The sequence below is a fragment of the Acetobacterium sp. genome, from assembly GCF_041752335.1.
Lineage (GTDB): Bacteria > Bacillota > Clostridia > Eubacteriales > Eubacteriaceae > Acetobacterium.
In genome coordinates this window covers 17,863-37,211 of sequence record NZ_JBGSHG010000126.1, presented here as the reverse complement: position 1 = coordinate 37,211, position 19,349 = coordinate 17,863, and the positions used below count along the sequence as shown (strand labels likewise).

8 protein-coding genes are annotated in these 19,349 nt (G+C 42.5%); all 8 read right to left on the bottom strand.

The window, feature by feature from the left end; translation table 11 throughout:
* Positions 1–31: 31 nt before the first annotated feature.
* On the bottom strand, positions 32–514 hold the full coding sequence (locus ACEW8F_RS15455) for a methylated-DNA--[protein]-cysteine S-methyltransferase (RefSeq protein WP_373484360.1): 483 nt from the start codon (positions 512–514) through the stop codon (positions 32–34).
* Between the two features lie 116 nt (positions 515–630).
* Positions 631–1,005, bottom strand: coding sequence for a hypothetical protein (locus tag ACEW8F_RS15450; protein ID WP_373484359.1), 375 nt, complete (start codon positions 1,003–1,005; stop codon positions 631–633).
* Positions 1,006–1,101: 96 nt separating this feature from the next.
* On the bottom strand, positions 1,102–2,988 hold the full coding sequence (locus tag ACEW8F_RS15445; protein WP_373484358.1) for a lectin like domain-containing protein: 1,887 nt from the start codon (positions 2,986–2,988) through the stop codon (positions 1,102–1,104).
* A gap of 67 nt (positions 2,989–3,055) precedes the next feature.
* Positions 3,056–4,315: an Ig-like domain-containing protein gene (locus tag ACEW8F_RS15440; RefSeq protein WP_373484357.1), complete on the bottom strand. Its 1,260-nt coding sequence runs from the start codon at positions 4,313–4,315 to the stop codon at positions 3,056–3,058.
* 45 nt (positions 4,316–4,360) lie between these two features.
* On the bottom strand, positions 4,361–7,723 hold the full coding sequence (locus ACEW8F_RS15435) for a leucine-rich repeat protein (RefSeq protein ID WP_373484356.1): 3,363 nt from the start codon (positions 7,721–7,723) through the stop codon (positions 4,361–4,363).
* A gap of 119 nt (positions 7,724–7,842) precedes the next feature.
* Positions 7,843–12,060, bottom strand: coding sequence for a dockerin type I domain-containing protein (locus tag ACEW8F_RS15430; protein WP_373484355.1), 4,218 nt, complete (start codon positions 12,058–12,060; stop codon positions 7,843–7,845).
* Positions 12,061–12,176: 116 nt separating this feature from the next.
* Positions 12,177–17,954, bottom strand: coding sequence for a dockerin type I domain-containing protein (locus tag ACEW8F_RS15425; protein WP_373484354.1), 5,778 nt, complete (start codon positions 17,952–17,954; stop codon positions 12,177–12,179).
* A gap of 456 nt (positions 17,955–18,410) precedes the next feature.
* The gene (locus tag ACEW8F_RS15420) at positions 18,411–19,337 is read right to left on the bottom strand and encodes a cohesin domain-containing protein (RefSeq protein WP_373484353.1); all 927 of its coding nucleotides are present in this window, start codon (positions 19,335–19,337) and stop codon (positions 18,411–18,413) included.
* Positions 19,338–19,349: the final 12 nt, after the last annotated feature.

Here is a 19,349-nt window from a genome sequence, read left to right as displayed (position 1 = left end):
AAAAACAACCCGATCGTTGTTTTTTTTTAGCTTATTGCTGCTCCAATTCCAGCAGCTGTCTTTTTATTTCAAGTCCCCCGCCATAACCCACCAGGCTGCCACCGCTACCAATCACCCGGTGACAGGGAATAACAATAGCAATGGGATTCCGGTTATTGGCCCCACCCACGGCCCGACAGGCTTTGGCATTGCCAATCGCCCGGGCCATGTCCTGATAGCTGACAACCGCACCATAAGGAATATCCTGTAAAGCTTTCCAGACCAGTTGCTGAAAGGCGGTACCTTGGGGTGCCAGCGGCAAATCAAAGCTTTTTCGCTGGCCGATAAAATACTCCTGCAGCTGATCGTTGGCCTGTGTGAGCAAGGGGGTCTCCCGGGCATTGACTTTCTCCGGCAATGACTCGCCAAACATCACGGCGGTGATGGCGTGTCCATTTTCCGTAATCACCATTTTACCCAATGGGGTTTGATAAATAAATCCGTTCCCTGAACTACCTGCTACTAACATTTTCATTCACTCCTTCCGATAAAACAAAGCGGAAAAACACCCCTATCTGGCCTGCTGAGTGATGCCAAGCCCGCCCGGATAAAATCAGACAGCTGGTGTGTCCGGCATCCCATCTGCAATGATCAATATTTAATCACGCCCAGCGCCTCTAAAATCGAACTGATCTGAATCCCAATAATACAAAGCGGGGCAAGGTATTTGATCATGATGATAAATAGTTTCTCCCGTTTAAAAGGCGAAGAGCGTTTGACCTCGTCGGTGATGCTCTTTGTTTCCAGCACATGACCAACCAGAATACAGGTGAAAAACGCCCCCACTGCCAATACAAACCCGATTCTACTTGAAATCTCACTGAATTTATCTACATAATTCTTCCAATCAGTTTCTATTTCTTTTGATGAACTTCCCCGCTCTCGTTTGCTTAGCGATTTCCATATTAATTCGCACCTTTCTATTTTAACTATTTTGATATTTTTTCCACTACTTTTTGTCGACACCGTCCACATCTTCGAATAATTTACGTAATAACCGACCTTGTGGTATCGGCAATACGAATAGTAACCCTTGCTTTGTACCAACTCTGACCAGTTTTTTTAAAACTCCTTGATCTTTCCGGTGGCATACTGCAATATCCGCAGCGCATCAAACGCCTCCACAGTTCCGGATTTCCCGACATCTGCCGCCTGGATTTCTGCTGGCGTTCCAGTTTTATTGCCTGTTGCAATCCTTAATGCCAGCAGTGCATCATATGCTTGTACCAAGCCATTCACATCAACATCACCCAGCACAACGCTGGCGATTATCTGTACGGTATAGGTCACCGTCTTACCATTAACCGTCACACTGAGCACCTGGTTTGATGCTGGTGATTCACTGCTAAAACCGGTGATGTTTTCTGTTGTTATGGTTTCGACTTTTGTACTGCCATCACTATAGGTTCCGCTCACTTGCAAGCCACTGATATCTAAAGCTTCACCCGTATTATATATCAGTTTCGAAGCTGGATTTGTGATGACAATGTTTTCCAGCCTCGCCGGTTGAATCCCTTCAGTAAAGGCTTTGATACAGAGATTCGAATCCCTCTCGGTCGAAATATCATACCAATAATTGACCCCATTAAAACTGATAAAACTTTCATTTGGATTGGCATTGGCCGCAGTGCAATAGTTGGTAATAGGTTTTTCGATCGGTATCGGCCTGTCATTGTTTGGCGTTAAATATTTAATCACGACCGAATACAACTGTCCTTCTTCAATCTGAACCGGACGATCCAGTGCGATTGTATGATAACCGTCTCGTGACATTAAAACAGTTTTGGTTGACTGCAATGTTCCACTTGTTGGTTCAGTGGTGTTTACATTTGTATAGATACTAATCTCAAGCGTCGTCCCCGGGCTTAACGCATAGGTGCTGATTGCAGTCAGATTTTCACTGGCAACGGCCCGAAAAATGTTTGCGCCCCAGGCAGCATTACCATTGTTATCATAACCCATGGCACTGGTACTGCCAAAGGGATCATACTGATAAACTCGGCTGTAGTTACTGGTTGATTCCGCGCTGTGAAAAGCCGTCACTTCGCTTCCGGCATAGGTATCATAATAAGACATATAAAAATATCCGCCATCGCCCCAATTCGTTCCCCAACTGTTGCGAATAATCCAGGCTCCATTACCCGGCGGCACTTTATTAAATTGATTGCGGTCAAAGTTGTCATCCCAACCGACAATCGCTACGTTGTGATTGATGCCTTCATTCCCATCATAAAAAAGGGTCGCCAAGTCACTATTATAATACGTCGCACTATCAAAAGAACCTGCATACATACCAGTCATCAGGGCCCCGCCTGCCATCAGCGCCTCTTTGATTTCAGAGGGATTCTTTGAAATATTTTCGACATCCTGGACATGGTAAGCAGGACTTAGGTCAATTTTTTGTACCGACCCATAAGGATCGTCACTCTCGTTAACCGGCCCGCTCCATCGGGCAAAATAGGCGGTAGCCATCGCTTCATTCCCGCCATCATAAGGACCCCAATTAAACCCATGATTCCAGATTAAATTATTTTCAGAAAGATCGATTGTATCACCATTATTAATATGAGACTCTAACGAAGCCATGCTCGCAAAAGACCAACAGGTTCCATAAGGACTTTGATTTCGTATCGGTGTCACACGATCAGTGGTACGCAGGTCAAAAGTTGCCGGCAGATCCATGGTCTGGATCATTGCCGTCATTTCTGATCCTTCGTAACGTTTTAATGGTGGCGGAATATATCCCTGATTGTGGTTTTCTTCACTCAAAGTATACATCTTCTCCTGCTCATGCTCGACCATATATTGGACGAATTCCGGATTTGGGATGGCTTCACGCAGAACTGGGATGTTATCATTTTCTTGTGCTGAGATACTGCCCGAAAACAGCAAAATCAGCACGAACCCTAAGGCTAACAGCAAAGCGGTTTTGATCATTTTATTTTTCATTTCAGCTCCCTTTTGGAAAAAGGTAGTGTCATCTGCGACACTACCTTTTTCTGATACTAAATTTCTTTTATTTTTCTTCAAACGCATGATCAGTTGCCCCGGGTGCCGGGTCCCCTGTGGGAACCATTAATATCTTGATCGCTTCCAAGCGATAACCAAAACCTGCTGTTCCAGCACTTTTACCATTTTTGGCCCAATCCAGCCATCCAAAGTTTTGTGCATGAACTTGATAATATATATCAAATTTGTCCGCATCATTTCCCGTAAGCTTTAGCTGAATGGCTTCCAGTCGCAAAGATTGCCCTGAGGTTCCACTCATGATACCGTTGCTTTTGAATCCCTGCCACCCAATATTTTCAACATGGGTCTGGTATTCAATCCCCAGATCATAGTCCTGGCTGTCAGCTTTAATTTCGATTCCCTCTAAGCGTAGAGACTTTCCGCTGGTACCGCTCGGATCGCCATCTGTCTTCCATTCTTGCCAGCCCTCATTCTGCACATGCGTTCGATAGGTGCAGGCAGGATTTTCTTTGGGAACCTCGTTCGTTTGAACGGTAACCTTGCAGGTTGCCGTCTTATCGCCAACCTTCGCCGTAATCATAGTCGTGCCTGCCTTGTTCCCGGTCACGATTCCATCTTTTACTGACGCCACATTACTGTCGGAAGATTCCCAGTTCACGGGATTATCCAGATCCTCATTAGCATTACTAAAAATTACTTTCAATTCCTGGTTTTCTCCTACAGAAATAACCATTCCGGTTTTATTTAAACGGATTTCTTGCTCGTCCATTGGTTTTGTCACCGTGATAGAACCATTTGTGATCGCCGTGGAAACCGCCTCACCAGTTCCTGATACAAATTCTTTCACTTCAACCTTTACTGGCGTTCCGATGGTGTCATCCACCCCTTCAAATGTCAGTTCGAATAAACTTCCGCCAAAAGTAAGCGGTGACGAGGCATTGATATAACCAATGGTCACCTTTCCGGCTGCTGCATCGTTAGCATTGATGACGATCGATCCCGCCCCATTCTCAATTTCAAAAGTTTTCAGGTCATCACCTTTTGCTAAATTGTCTTTCTCCGGCTGCACATATTTGATTTTTGTCGGATCAAAACTGAACACAAACTGCAATGCACTAACATTTGACCCGGGGTCCATCGATACATCAAGTGTTGTATTTTCATCAATCCCAGTGACACCATGATTCACCGATATTTTTACCGGTGCGTCCTGGGCATTAACTAAACCTGTCGGCGAAAACGCCATAAATATACAAACAACCAACAGTCCCGTTATAAATATTTTCGGGAATTTTTTTCTCTGCATTTTTTACTCCTTTATTTCTGTCATGAATCATTTGTCGAATATTTGCTATAATACTGTTGTTTTCCCGGTGGCAAATTGGAGTATTCGAAGGCTTTCAAAGGCTGAAGCCATCCCGTTTCCATCAATGTCAGCCGCCGTTTTTTGAGTCGCCGTTGGCACGATCTTTCCCGTCGCTATTTGCAAAGCCATTAGGGCATCATAGGCACTGATCATCCCATCACCATTAATATCACCCATGATAATCCCTGAAATTTTAATTGCGCCATTGCTGACGACTGGTATCAGTTCAAACCCCGTCAAGTCGGTTAATTCTAATGAAGTCAGAGTAATTGGTAAACTCTGATCCGCCATACCCTCTTTTATTTTAAATTCAAGTTCAAGAAAAGCACCTGCTTCTGTGAGCATTTTTTGATTGATATAACCAATGGTCACCTGATTACCAGCCAAATTAGTAACGATGGTTCCACCCTGAGCCATCGTTCCAGCGTTTGTCCCTAAATATTCTAATTTTGCATTGTCAAAACCGACAATAAAGCGGGCCGCACTAATTGTCGAATTATTGGAAACATCCACTTTTACAATGACATTTTTTCCTGGTGCACCAGTCACCGTTCCAACGCTTAAATTAACCACTTCTCCCATGGTTTTTATTTTAGTCCCGGTACTGGCTTCGGATTCAATGGCGTTGACAAGAGATTTAACGGTAAAGGTATACTCGCTTTTAGCCGTCAGGCCTTCCACCTTAAAGCTGGTTCCGGTAATCGGATCGGCATTGACCTTCACGCCATTTTTATAAACATTATAGGACGAGGCCCCCACAACGGCATCCCAAGCGAGCGTTGCCGAATTATTGCTAATCTCAGAGGTTTTCAAATTGACCGGCGCTACCGGCTTGACAATGACATAATTGCCAATACTGCTGGTCACCGCTTTTTCATTGGCATCCTTCATTTCGACATAGAGGGTATAGGTGCCCACCGCCTGAGGTTTAAATATCGCCGTGTTACCTACTGTAAAATCGCTGATAAAATTATTTGTCGTTCCTAACCGGTAATAGAATTTATACTGATAAGGGGCTACTCCCCCAGCTCCGATTGCGGTCAGCTTAATGTCGGTATTGGTACCCTGCCCTGACGCTTTATCGGTGGTAAAGCTGCTTACATAAGGATTTGAAAAGATGGCGTAATCTGAAATATTCCGGGAGACAATGTTGCCATTCTTATCTTTGATGTCAACAAAAAGGGTATAGGTGCCGGGTGCTGCCGGTTTGAATATCGCCGTTTCAGCGGCTAAATAGTCCCGGATTACCTTTTCCTCAGTGCCCAGTCGATAATAGAATTTATATTGATAGGGCGCTGTTCCGCCAACTCCGACGGCAATCAGATTAATATCGGTATCGACATATTGTCCGGAGGTTTTATCCGCGGTAAAACTGCTGACCTTAAAATAGCCGGAACTCACAAACAGGTATCCATAATTGTTAGCATACGTTTGTGCATAGGAACCTGCCGCTCCATAAATAGTAAGGTTTCCCGAATATCTGAATACATAGGAGCCCATCGCTGTTACCGTTTCCGGTATAATCACCTTAACCAGATGCGTACAGTCGCCGAACGCCAAATAACCAATACTGGTGACCCCTTCCGGAATATTGATGCTGGCCAGGTTTGCACACTGATAAAAGGCAGCATCGCCAATGCTCGTCACCCCCGCCGGAATAACAAAACTGGTGGCCCCTTCAGGACACCGGACCAGGTTTGCACCGTTGCTGTTAAAAAGCATGCCGTTGACACTGGAATACATCGGATTGTCGGCAGAAACCGTAATGCTCTTAAGACTGAGGCAACCGTCAAAGACACCACTTCCAATGCTCTGGACACTTTGGGGGATACTGATCCCGGTTAAACTGGCACAATTTCCAAAGGCATTGTCATCAATAACCGCAACCCCATCAGGAATGCTCATTGTCGCAATACTGGCACAACCGTAAAAGGCATTGCCGCCAATCCGGATGACGGTCTTGGGAATACTGATCGACCGGAGATTATTACAGTTATAAAATGCGCTATTATCAATTGTCGTTAAGCCCTCGACCAGGTTTACCGTTGTCAGGCTAGTACAGCCAGAAAAGGCCGAACTTCCGATTGTGACGACATTTTGTGGAATCGTAATGGTTACCAAACCACAATTGGCAAAAGCCATCGAGCCGATATTCAGGACATTGTTTGGAATAGCAATGGCCGACAAATTTGTGCAATCTTGAAAAGCGTATCCACCAATCCCGGTTAGGCTTTCCGGCAGCTTCACCGTTGACAAACTGCTGCAGTTTTGAAAAGCATATTCGGGAATTCTGGTGATCCCTTCTCCAAACGTCAGATTAATCAGATTATCGCAACCGGCAAAGGCATAAGTGCCGATATTTGTGGCACTTTTAGGGGTGATAATTACCATCAGGTTATTGCAGTTATTAAAGGCGTAAGTTCCAATTCTTGTGACCCCTTCCGGGATGTTAATTTTCATCAAATTGGTGCAGTCGCTAAATGCATAATCATCAATGGTGATCACTCCATCATTAAGGACCACGTTGGCCAGATTGGTACAGGCGGCAAAGGCATAGGGCGCAATTGTAGTGACACTAGATGGCGTAGTGACCGTAGCAACCCCTCCAGGACAGGCAAGCAGTTTATCCCCTCCCTTGTTATACAACAAGCCTTCAATGCTTGAAAATTTTAAATTCTCAGCTGCAACTTCGATTCTGACCAGACTTAAGCAGCCTTCAAAAACATGATTTCCCAGATTGATCAGATCTTTGGGGATTTTTATGGCCGTTAATGACTCGCAATTTTCAAACGCATAGTCCCCGATGGTTTTCATGCTTTCGGGAATGGTGATGGTTTTAAGACTTGAACAGTCATCAAAACCGTGGGCATCAATGTATGTCACCCCTTCAGGAATAACGACACTGGTTATGGTTAAAACTTGAAAACTATACCCAGCAATTCCCACGACCTTTTTTCCGCCTAACGTCGCCGGAATTGTCACATCTCCGCCGGTTCCGGTATATCTGTAAATATATACCCCGCCGGTAGTATCGTAATAGGTATAATTGGGATCGGTCGCACTGGTCTGAAGCTCCTGTGGAGCGATCGTTTCCTTGATATCTCCGTTTGTCGCTGCATCGGACACTTCGTCCCGAGTCGCCAATATCGGCTGGTTTTCCGAAACATCATTCTCATTCGCACCGGATACTGCCACGGCGCCATTATTATCTGGAACCGCGACTTCCTGCTTGACCGGCGCAACATTGCTCTCACTCGTCTGTTCTGCCATGACTCCAACCGGTACCAATCCGGTTATCAGCAGCAACATTAACAATCCACTCAAACCCTGTTTAAAACCCTTTTTCATATTCTTCTCCATTCTTTGAAACACTTGATCCGATCACCTGCTTTGGTCAATTCCACGGCAGTCCAAACCGAAATTAAACTGCCGGAATTTTCATCAGTTCACATCAGTATCCATTCGCGTTAAAATGTCGATATTTTCCCGGTAGCAAATTGCAAAATTCGCAATGCATCAAAGGCTTCAACGCTACCAGACTTCCCAACATCGGCAGCCTTGATTTCTGCTGCCGTTCCAGCTTTTTTGCCGGTCGCAATCTGCAGGGCCATCAGGGCATCAAAGGCCGAAACGCTTCCGTTTCCATCGACATCGCCAAGTAGGCGTTCTGTTGGAACGGAAGAAATGGTCAAATTAAAGGTCTTTGTGACGCCACAATAATTGATAGTTGCTACCGTTGTCCCGGATGTTTTTCCTGAGATGATGATATTCTGGCCATCATGGGTAACTGTTGCCAATTCCGGATTGGCTAGAGTCATCGTGGTTGCCGGCATGTCCAAGACGCCAAGCGGTTTAGCCGTCCATGTAATCGGTTCTCCCTGATTCACTGTGAGGTCTTCAACCTGCAGCAATGACATCCGATCTGTGGCGGAAACAGCCGTATTCCACAAATCAAACTCCGTTAATTGTTTCGCCAGACTTCTGATCGGTTCAATATCCGATAATGCCGTGTTGTAGCTAAGGTCTAAAACTTTCAGGGACGTACCCCCTTCCAGGCCTTTTATACTGGTAATGTTATAGTTCTCTAGGTCCAATTCCTCTACTGCTGCCAGTTCAGCTGCTGAAATAACGCCATCTTTATTAGCATCAACACCAACACGGAATAAAGCTGCCGAAAGATTGGGGTCTTCAAATGTGATTCCATCTGCTGGTGGAGCATTCACCCTGACGGTGAAAGATTTGGCGCTTTGACCCAAACTGAGTGTGATTTGAGCCGTACCGGCTTTTTTCCCTGCCAGTTTGATGCTTGGTTCACTCCATTGTGAATTATCAATGGTCGCAATCACTACCGATTGATCCGATGAAGTAACGGTAAATTCTTCGCTTAATCCCATTGGCTTAATCACCTTAAACGCGCTAAAGCCGACGGCACAGTTTTGATCCTCTAACCGGACAAAACTCATTTTATCAGCATCGGATACCACCGTATCCCTTAGCTCCAATGTTTCCAATTCGCTCAGGCTCTTTAAGGGTTCAATATTACTCAGTCTTGTATTCCCATACAGATAGAGGTACTTTAGATTGGTAGCATATTCCAGACCCGAGAGATCGGTAATGTCCCAATAACCTAGAGACATCCCCCCGTATCGTTTCATTTCCTCCTGAGTAATGGAACCATCACCATTTTGATCAACACCTTGACTGATCAACGCTCCAACCAGGCGATCATCTTTAAACTGAATCGCACCCGCCGGCGGGGCGTTCACTGTCACTGTAAATATTTTGGTTTCCGAACCAAGATGAAGACTGATTTGGGCGGTACCGGCTTTTTTACCTTCCAGTTTGATACTTGCTCCCCCATCCTGTAAATTTATAATCGTTGCTGACACGACGGTATCATCCGATGAGCTGACATAAAATTCCTCGCTTAGCCCCTTGGGTTCGATGATCTGAAAGGTCGTAAATCCGATCACACAATTCTGATCCGATAAGTTAACAAAACTCATTATATCGGCATCGGATACAGCTGTTTCATTTAAATTCAATGTATACAGTTTGGTTAAGCCTTTAAGTGGTTCAATGTTACTGAGATTATTGTTTCCATCCAAATAAAGCCAATTCAGCTCGGTTCCATATTCCAAGCCGGTGAGATCCGTGATATTCTGATACCCTAAGGACAATCCGTTACACCCCTTCATTTCCTGTTGGGTGATGGCACCATCCTTGTTTTGATCAACGCCCTGGCTAAACAAGGCACTGACCAGGTTATCATCTTTAAACTGAATCGCCTCTTCCGGTGCGGGGTTCACCGTTACCGTGAATGTTTTGGTTTCATTTCCAATTCCGAAACTGACTTGGGCGTTGCCGGCTTTTTTACCCACTAACTTAATCTTCGGTTCCCACACCTTTGATAGATCAATCGATGCAACGACCACCGTTTCATCCGATGAGCTGACGCTATAGGCCTCGCTTAACCCCCCTGGTTTGATAAACTGAAACGCCGTAAACCCGACCGCACAGGTTTGATCGGCCATACGAACAAAACTTAACTTATCGGCATCGGACACACTGGTACCATTTAAACCTAGGGTTCCTAGCTTATTTAAAGATTTAATCGGTTCAATATTGCTGAGATTTGCATTTCCATCCAGATTTAGGTAAGACAGCTCCGTGCCATATTCCAGGCCTGACAAGTTGGTAATATTTTGGTTGCCTAAATATAATCCCCCTTGCTTTCCTCGCTGCTGCATTTCTTCCTGGGTAATGGCTCCGTCACCATTTTTATCTACTCCCAGATTGATCAGTGCTTTAAATAAATTTGCATCGGGAAACGAAATAATTCCCTCCGGCGGAGCATTGACCGTTACCGTAAAAGATTTGGTTACAGTGCCGAGCCTAAAGCTAATCTGGGCAGTACCGGCTTTTTTTGCCTCCAGCTTAATCTTCGGTTCCCATTGATCTGATGTGTCAATCGACGCAACGACTACCGTTTCGTCAGATGAGCTGACGCTATAGGCATTGCTTACACCAATTGGTTTAATCACTTTATAAGCCGTAAACCCGATCGCACAGGTCTGATTCGCCAAGTGAATAAAACTCATGCGATCACCATCAGATACCGCTGTATTCGCTAAATTTAAAGTTTCCAGTTTGGTCAGGTTTCTTAGCGGCTCAATATTGCTAAGCGTTGCATTTCCATCCAGATAAAGGTTAGTCAGCTCCGTGGCATATTCCAGACCTGTCAGGTTAGTGATATTCTCATAACCAAGAAACAAGTATGGCTGATTTCTCATTTCTTCCTGGGTAATCACGCCATCACCATTCTTGTCCACACTGCGATTAATCAACGCTTTATAAAGATTTTCATCAGGAAATGTAATGACGCCATCCGGAGGGGCATTGACGGTTACCATAAAAGACTTGGTCTCAGTTCCAATGCTAAAGTTAATCTCGGCAATACCGGCTTTTTTCCCTTCCACTTTTATCTTCGGTGCCCATGGCTCAGTTATATCAATCGACGCCACCACTACTGCTTCATCCGATGAACTGACAGTATAAACATCGCTTAAACCGATCGGTTCGATGACATGGAAAGTTGTCGCACCGATAGCGCAGCTTTTATTTTTAAAATGGATAAAACTGATTTTATCGGCATCAGAAACGCTGGTCCCACTTAAGTTCAGGGTTTTCAATCCCGTCAAACATCTAAGCGGTTCAATGTTGCTGAGGCTTTGATTCCAACATAATTCAAGAGAGGTGAGATTACTGGCATATTCGAGCCCTGTCAGATCAGTGATATCCTGACTGCCAAGAAACAAGTATGTTGGATTCTTCATTTCTTCCTGAGTAATCACACCATCCCCATTCTGATCAACGCCCTGATTGATCAGAGCTTTTAATAGGTTTTCATCAGGAAACACAATGGCACCATCTGGCGGAGCATTGACGGTTACCGCAAAAGATCTGGTTGCGGTTCCTAAACTAAGATTGATCTGGGCAGTGCCAGTTTTTTTAGCCATCACTTTGATGCTTGGATCATACAAATTATCAATCGAAGCAATGGCAATCGTTTCATCCGATGAACTAACAGTGAAAGCATTACTTAAACCTCGGGGGGTTATAACTTTAAAGCTGGTAAACCCTACAGCACAACTTTGGTCAGATAACCGAACCAAACTCAGTTTATCGGCATCGGAAACGCCGGTATTGTATAAATAAAGCAACTCCAACTTCATTAAACCTTTGATCGGATCAATATTGACAAGGTCCGGATTGTCACACAAGTTAAGATCATACAGTTCCGTGGCATATTCCAGGCCAGTGAGGTTGGTGATGTTCTTATAATCTAAATACAGCCATGTCAAACTTTTTATTTCATCCTGGGTAATGACGCCATCGCCGTTCTGATCAATCCCCTGATTGATCAGTGCATTAAACAAATTTGCATCAGGAAAGTTTATTTCCCCTTCAACAGCTTCACTGGTGTTTATTTCTTCATTGACTGCTACGGCCAGATTATTTACTATCGGCCCCTGCTGTGTTTGTGCGGAAAAGGGTTGCTCAGCAACAGCCGCAGCCAGCCCGTTTGCATCCGCATCATTATTTTCTTCGGCATACAAATTTGTCGGCAACACCATTCCCAACACCAACACCAATACCATTAATTTCACTAAAACTTTTTTCATGCTCGTTACTCCTCCCAATAAAACATTTGACTAGAAAATTTTTCACTATTACTGTTTCTATTTCTATTTTTATTATAACCAAATTATGATTAATTACATTTCCATCAATAACCTGATTAGAACTTTGTAATTTTTCCTGTAGCAAACTGTAAAATCCGTAACGCATCAAAGGCTTCAACTTTTCCAGAATTGCCAACATCACCAGCCTTTATCTCCTCTGCTGTTCCATCTTTTTTACCGGTGGCAATTTGTAATGCCATAAGGGCATCAAAAGCCGTAACTTTTCCGTTCCCATCCACATCACCGAGTATCCGTTCAGTCATTGTCGGCATTACTGTCAAACTAAACGTCCTTGTCGCACCCTCGTAATTCACTGTTGCCAGTGTTGTTCCAGCATTTTTTCCGGTAATGTAGATATCTTCATAATAATAATCATAAGTTTCTGCAATATCAGGATTGGCTAAAGTAATAGCAGTTTGCGGCACTTCCAGCACTCCAATGGGTTGAGCTTTCCAGGTAATCCGTTCTGCTTGATTCAAGGTAAGATCATCCAGGCGGAGTAACGACATCCGCTTTTCTGGTGAAACCCCGGTATTATACAAATAGAGATGAGTTAACTGATTAGCTAGCAAACGGACTGGTTCTATATCAACCAATTCTGGATTGTCCGATAATGAAAGGTATTTTAATGCGGTCGCACCTTCCAATCCGCTTAAATTGACAATGCCACAATAGTCAAGATTCAATTCTTCCACGACAGTCAATTCCTGACCAGTAATCACACCATCATTATTGGCATCAACACCCTCTCTGATCAACGCCGCTGAAAGATTGGGATCTTCAAATCTGACCGCATCACCAGGCAATGCACCAACTGTGACCTGGAAAGATTGACTACCACCTTCTGTCATCGTAACAGTGATGGTCGCTGTTCCTTGTTTTTTATAAATAAGTCTCATCTGCGGTTCTAATGAAGGTATGATTGAAGCCTCCACGATATCCGAATTTGAGGAAGTGATGGTATAGTCAGAAGCTAAGCCTCTTGGATAAATGGTGGTGATTGAACCGTACCCTTCAAAACCGGTAATATCTGCTAACTTTAACAGCTTCGCTTTATCCGCATCCGTTACAGCGGTACCATTCAACGATACATATTCAAGCTTTGACAGACCCAATAATGGCGTAATGTCACTGAGTTGATAGTGGTAATTAATCACAAGTGATTCTAACTCTGTTGCAAACTCCATCCCCTCAAGAGTTGTAATACTTCCATTCTGATTGCCATTAAAATTGAAATATAAATAATTGACGTTTTTCATCTCATTTTGAGTAATCGCACCGTCGCTATTTTCATCAACCCCATTGCTGATTAATGCATTGAACAAATTAACATCTTCGAATTGAATTGTTCCTTCTGGGGCTGCCTTCACAGTTACCGTGAATTCTTTCTTTTCCAGACCCAACCCCACTGTAATTTTTGCCGTTCCGATCTTTTGCGGCACAAGCTTTATTTGACCACTACCATTCGAATAATCAATGGATGCCGAGACAATGTCGTCATCCGATGAGCTGATCGTATAATCATCACTCAGATATTGCGGCTTAATAACCATGTACGGGTTTGATCCAAGAACACAGCTTTGATCTTCCAATCTAACGAAACTCATTTTATCTGCATTTGAAACCATTGTTTCCCTTAAATCCAAGTACTCCAATTGTGTTAGCCCTTTGATTGGATCAATGTTTTTGAGACCTGAGTTCCCACAAAGAACAAGCTCTCTTAATTCGGTGGCGTATTCTAAACCTGTCAGATCAGTAATTTGATAGTAATACAAATAGAGGTATTCCTGGGTTTTCATTTCTTCTTGGGTAATGGCACCATCATTATTGATATCAACGCCGCTGTTTAACAAAGCATTGAATAAATTCGCATCATTAAACGATATGGTTCCTTCCGGCTGAGCATTGACCGTCATCGTAAACGACTTTATTTCGGAACCAATACCAACATTAATCTGAACGGTTCCTGGTTTTTTAGTCTCCAGTTTTATATATGACTGGTTTGATGAAGTCCCGTTATTAATCGTTGCAGCCACGATGGTTTCATCCGATGAAGTAACAGTGTAGCTGTCAGTTAAACCGTATGGGTAGAGATACTGAATATAATCCATCCCGCTAATACCGTTACGATCAGATAATCGAAGAAAACTGATCCGATCTGCATCTGAAACTTTTGTTCCCATCAAATCTAGTCTATATAATTGTGTTAGTCCTTTCAGGGGATCGATATTATTGAGGATAGTATTCCCACTTAGATCGATATCATTTAATGATGTGGCATATTCAAGGCCCGCCAGGTTGGTAATATTCTGGTTATTTAAATCCAGCCAGCTTTGATTTTTCATTTCTTCCTGAGTGATGGCGCCATCGCTATTTTGATCGAAACCGCGATTAATCAGGCCATTATAGAGATTTGCATCCGGAAACTGGATGGTTCCTTCCGGCTGGGCGTTCACCGTTACTGTGAAAGATTTTTCTTCTGTTCCAATCAATACCGTTATTACAGCTGTCCCCGTTTTTTTAGCGGTCAGTTTAATCTTGCCTTCACCGGTTGAATTATCAATGGTTGAACTTGCAACTGCTTCATCCGACGAGCTGACCACGTAATCATCGCTTAATCCATAGGGTTTGATGACTTGAAACGTGCTAAAACCTTCGGCGCAAGTCTGATCGGATAAACGCATAAAACTCATTCGGTCTGCATCGGAAACCTTTGTACCCCGCAAATCGACGTGATACAATTGTGTAAAACCTTTGATCGGATCAATGTTACTGAGTTCGGTATTGCCATTTAATTCGATTCCATTTATCACGGTGGCGTATTCTAATCCGGAAAGGTTGGTAATATTCTGGTCAGCTAAACTAAACCAGCTTCTTTTCTTTAATTCTACCTGGGTAATGGCACCATCACTGTTTTCGTCAACCCCTTGATTGATCAGAGCATTTAATAAATTAACATCCGCAAACTGAATGGTTCCTGCCGGCGGATTATTAACCGTCACCGTAAAGGTTTTGGTCACGGTGCCAATATTGACGGTGATTTGGGCTGACCCTATTTTTTTGGCTTCCATTTTAATCCTAGTTTCCCAGCTATTTGAATGATCAATGGATGCCGAAGCTATTGATGCATCTGACGAACTGACGGTATAGCTATCACTTAAACCTGTTGGTTTAATGACCTGAAATGTCGCAAATCCTAAAACACAGTTTTGATCGGATAAATGGACAAAACTCATTTTATCAGTATCCGAAACACCAGTGTCTTCTAAATTTAATGTTGTTAACTTCGTTAAGCCTTTGATTGGATCAACGTTGACAAGGTCGGGATTGCCACTCAAATCGAGCCAATCCAACTCGGTGGCATATTCTAACCCTGATAGATTTGTGATATTCTGATAGCTTAACGAAATACCAGAAAAACGATGTATTTCTTCCTCGGTTATTACCCCGTCATTATTCTCATCGACTCCCCTATTTAACAATGCATTTAATAAATTAGGATCTTCAAAATTTATGGTTCCTGCCGGTGAGGCATTTACCGTTACGATAAATGATTTGGATTCGTTTCCAATTTTGACATTGATTTCTGCTGTTCCGGTCTTTTTACCCTCCAATTTGATTTTCGTCTGCCACCAATCTGATTGATCAATGGAGGCTGTCACAACCGTCTCGTCCGATGAGTTAACGGTAAATGTATTACTTAACCCCTGTGGGTTAATAATTTGGAATATCGTACATCCTAAAACGCAATTTTGATTTGATAAACGCACAAAACTCATTCGATCAACATCCGAAACACTGGTATTACTTAAATCCAAGGTTTGTAAATTCGTCAGACCTTTAATCGCTTCAATATTACTCAGATTAGTATTATCATATAGATAAAGATAATCTAACGCCGTGGCATATTCCAGACCCGATAGACTGGTAAGATTCCAACCGCCTAAATTTAGCCAGGATTGATCTTTCATTTCATCCTGAGTGATAGCGCCATCATTATTTTGATCAACCCCTTGATTGATCAGAGCACTTAATAAATTAACATCCTCAAACTGAATCGTCCCTTCCGGCGGGGTACCCACCGTCACTGTAAAAGATTTGGATTCTGACCCAATATTGACACTGATTTGGGCTGTGCCGATATTTTTAGAATCAAGATTAATTTTTGTTTCATTATTAAAGTTATCAATGGAAGCAACCACGATCGATTCGTCCGATGAACTGACTGAATAACTATCAGTTAAACCCCTTGGTTTAACAACCTGAAACGTCTTAAACCCCAGTGCGCAGTTTTGATCAGATAAACGGACAAAACTCATTTTATCGGCATCCGAAACGCCGGTATTTCTTAAATTAAGTTCTTCCAACTTTGTTAAACCCTTGATCGGTTCCACATTGACAAGACTGGGATTTCCACTCAGATCCAACTGAGTCAGTTCTGTGGCATATTCCAATCCAGTTAGACTTGTAATATCACAATTGTTTAACGATATTCCGCCAAATCCCTTGATTTCTTGCTGTGTGATGGCGCCGTCACCATTTCGATCGATGCCCCTATATAACAAAGCACTTGATAAATTAGGATCTTCAAAATTGATGGTTCCTTCTGGTTGGGGATTTACTGTTACTGTAAATTCTTTTGTTACGGCACCAAGCGCTAAACTAATCTGAGCCGATCCAACTTTCTTTCCTTCCAGTTTTATTTGCCCTTGAAAATTGGTATTATCAATCACTGTTCCGACAACAGATTCATCCGATGACACAATGGTAAACGCATCACTGATACCCTCCGGTTCGATATATTGAGAAGCACTCATGCCGATCGTCAGATTTTGATCCGATAAACTGATAAAACTCATTTTATCGGCATCTGAAACACTAGTGTTATGTAAAAATAAATAATTTAAATTTGACAAACCTTTAATGGAATCAACATTGCTAAGCTCTGGATTATTACCAAGTACCAGATGTGTTAATCCAGTTGCATATTCCAGTCCAGACAGATTGGTGATCTGCTGGTTTTGCAAATCCAGAAAAGTTATAACTTTCATTTCCTCCTGGTTAATCATGCCATCAAAATTGGTGTCAACCCCATTGTTTATCAAGACATGATATAAATTTTCATCCTGAAACTGGATGGTTCCTGCCGGTGGAGGATTCACCGTTACTGTAAATGCTTTGGTTTCGCTACCAATGCTTATACTTACCTGGGCGACCCCTATTTTTTTCGACTCCAGTTTAATTTTTGTATCCCACCAATTCGAATTATCAATAGAAGCCACTACAATCGATTCATCCGACGAACTAATGGTATATGCATCACTTAAACCAGTTGGTTTAAGTTCTTGAAATGTCGTAAATCCGAGACTACAGTTCTGGTCTGATAAACGGAGAAAACTCATTCTATCGGCATCTGAAACACCGGTGTTTCCCAGATCCAATGTTTTTAAATTCGTTAATCCTTTAATTGACTCAATATTGGTGATCTCAGTGTTCCCGTATAAATTGAGACTACTTAATTCAGTGGCATAATTCAGACCCTCAAGATTTGTGATGTTCTGGTTAACTAAATCTAACCAGGTCCTGATTTTCATTTCTTCCTGTGTGATGACACCGTCACCATTTTGATCGACCTCATTTTCCAGCAGTGCCTTGAATAAATTGGGATCCGGGAAGTTAATTTCACCCTCAATTAGATTATTTGTATCATTTGCATTGATTGCCTCATTTAACGGAGTTACTCCATCGATTTTTTCTTCAGCAAATAAGATCGTCGGCAACACCATTACAAACAATAACGCCAAAACCATTAAACTTTTTATTATCTTTTTCATAATTTCTTTCCTCCATTTTAATTGTTTTTGTAGTACTTAATTCAAATTATCCAATACCATTTTTCTTAGAATATCGTAATCTTGCCAGTCGCATACTGGAGAATTCCCAGCCATCGACCTTCACTTAGCCATTAAACCAGCGATAAACAAGAAACGCGACTTATTCTTCAACATGTATCGGAGTACTAAAGCACAAAAAAATAACCACCATCATCAAACGAATTAAAAATGTGGTTATTTTACTTATTCTAACTATCATCATATTATTTTCTCCTCATCTTCAAAATTACATAAGTTTCTTTATGATTAATCCAATTAGTTTTGCAGAGGTTTAAGCTAAGAAATTTATTTATTATGCAACGTTAGAATGATGAGCATAACTTCTCACAAATGTTATCTTTTTTAATTGTCGTAAAACTTATCATATCGATAGCGCTTTATTTTTTATGTTTCAATTCAATTGGAAATACTTTTTTTGTTTTTCCTGATTTTCAAAAATGCCAAGACCCCCAATCCAATAATTACCAGAAAGATGATGATTATTAGGATCGCAGTTATTATTGTATTTGTATTTTCCGCTGCTGATTTTTCCGACTCCCCAACAATATCCATTTCGTAGGAAATAGTTTTATCGCCCTGAGTCGCAGTAACCGTCACCTTGCCATTGCCGGTGGCCTTTATGGTTCCGGTGGCATCCACTTCTGCAATTTTTGAATCTGAAGTGATCCAGGTAATCGGCTGAGTTGCATCCAATACTTTAAACTCATCATAATGAAGCAACGCTACTGTTTCGCCCTTCTTGATTTCACTCGCAGGTGTTCCGGTCATATTGTTACTTTCTGAATTATCTGTGCTAGCTGAACCTGTATCTTCTCCCTGTTGGGAGATACCATTTTCACCAGTGATTGCCGCCACTTGAGCTACGGTTACACCAATCGGCGAGCCCAGATTATTGACAAACTCCGGTACTTCAACATTTACTTGTGTTGCCCCTGCTTCCTTGACCTTAAAATTCAAGTTTAATAGAGCGCCGCCTTCTTGAACATCTTCAGTCGAAATATAAACAAATACAATTTTTCCCTCCCCGGCATTATTGCTGTTTACATCTAATAATCCCCCGCTGGATTTTTCATGATCCGCAAGGGCATTTCCGATACTATAACCGTTATACTCCAGTTTTGTCGGATCAAAACTGGCTACAAATTGACCCGCTCCAAATCCAGAATCAGGGGTCACTGCTATGCTAGCCACTGCGGACTCCCCGGCGTTACCTGAAATCTCATTAACACTAATTTCAGCTGCACTAACTGAGCTAACGCCTAAAAAAAACCCAAATAAAACCGATAGGCAGCCGATGGCCAAGATATTTTTTAATTTTTTCATTATTACCCCCAT

Coding starts and splice junctions, on each gene's coding strand:
- ACEW8F_RS15440 (WP_373484357.1), bottom strand. CDS start 4,315: ATGCAGAGAAAAAAATTCCCGAAAATATTTATAACGGGACTGTTGGTT.
- ACEW8F_RS15445 (WP_373484358.1), bottom strand. CDS start 2,988: ATGAAAAATAAAATGATCAAAACCGCTTTGCTGTTAGCCTTAGGGTTC.
- ACEW8F_RS15430 (WP_373484355.1), bottom strand. CDS start 12,060: ATGAAAAAAGTTTTAGTGAAATTAATGGTATTGGTGTTGGTGTTGGGA.
- ACEW8F_RS15425 (WP_373484354.1), bottom strand. CDS start 17,954: ATGAAAAAGATAATAAAAAGTTTAATGGTTTTGGCGTTATTGTTTGTA.
- ACEW8F_RS15435 (WP_373484356.1), bottom strand. CDS start 7,723: ATGAAAAAGGGTTTTAAACAGGGTTTGAGTGGATTGTTAATGTTGCTG.
- ACEW8F_RS15455 (WP_373484360.1), bottom strand. CDS start 514: ATGAAAATGTTAGTAGCAGGTAGTTCAGGGAACGGATTTATTTATCAA.
- ACEW8F_RS15420 (WP_373484353.1), bottom strand. CDS start 19,337: ATGAAAAAATTAAAAAATATCTTGGCCATCGGCTGCCTATCGGTTTTA.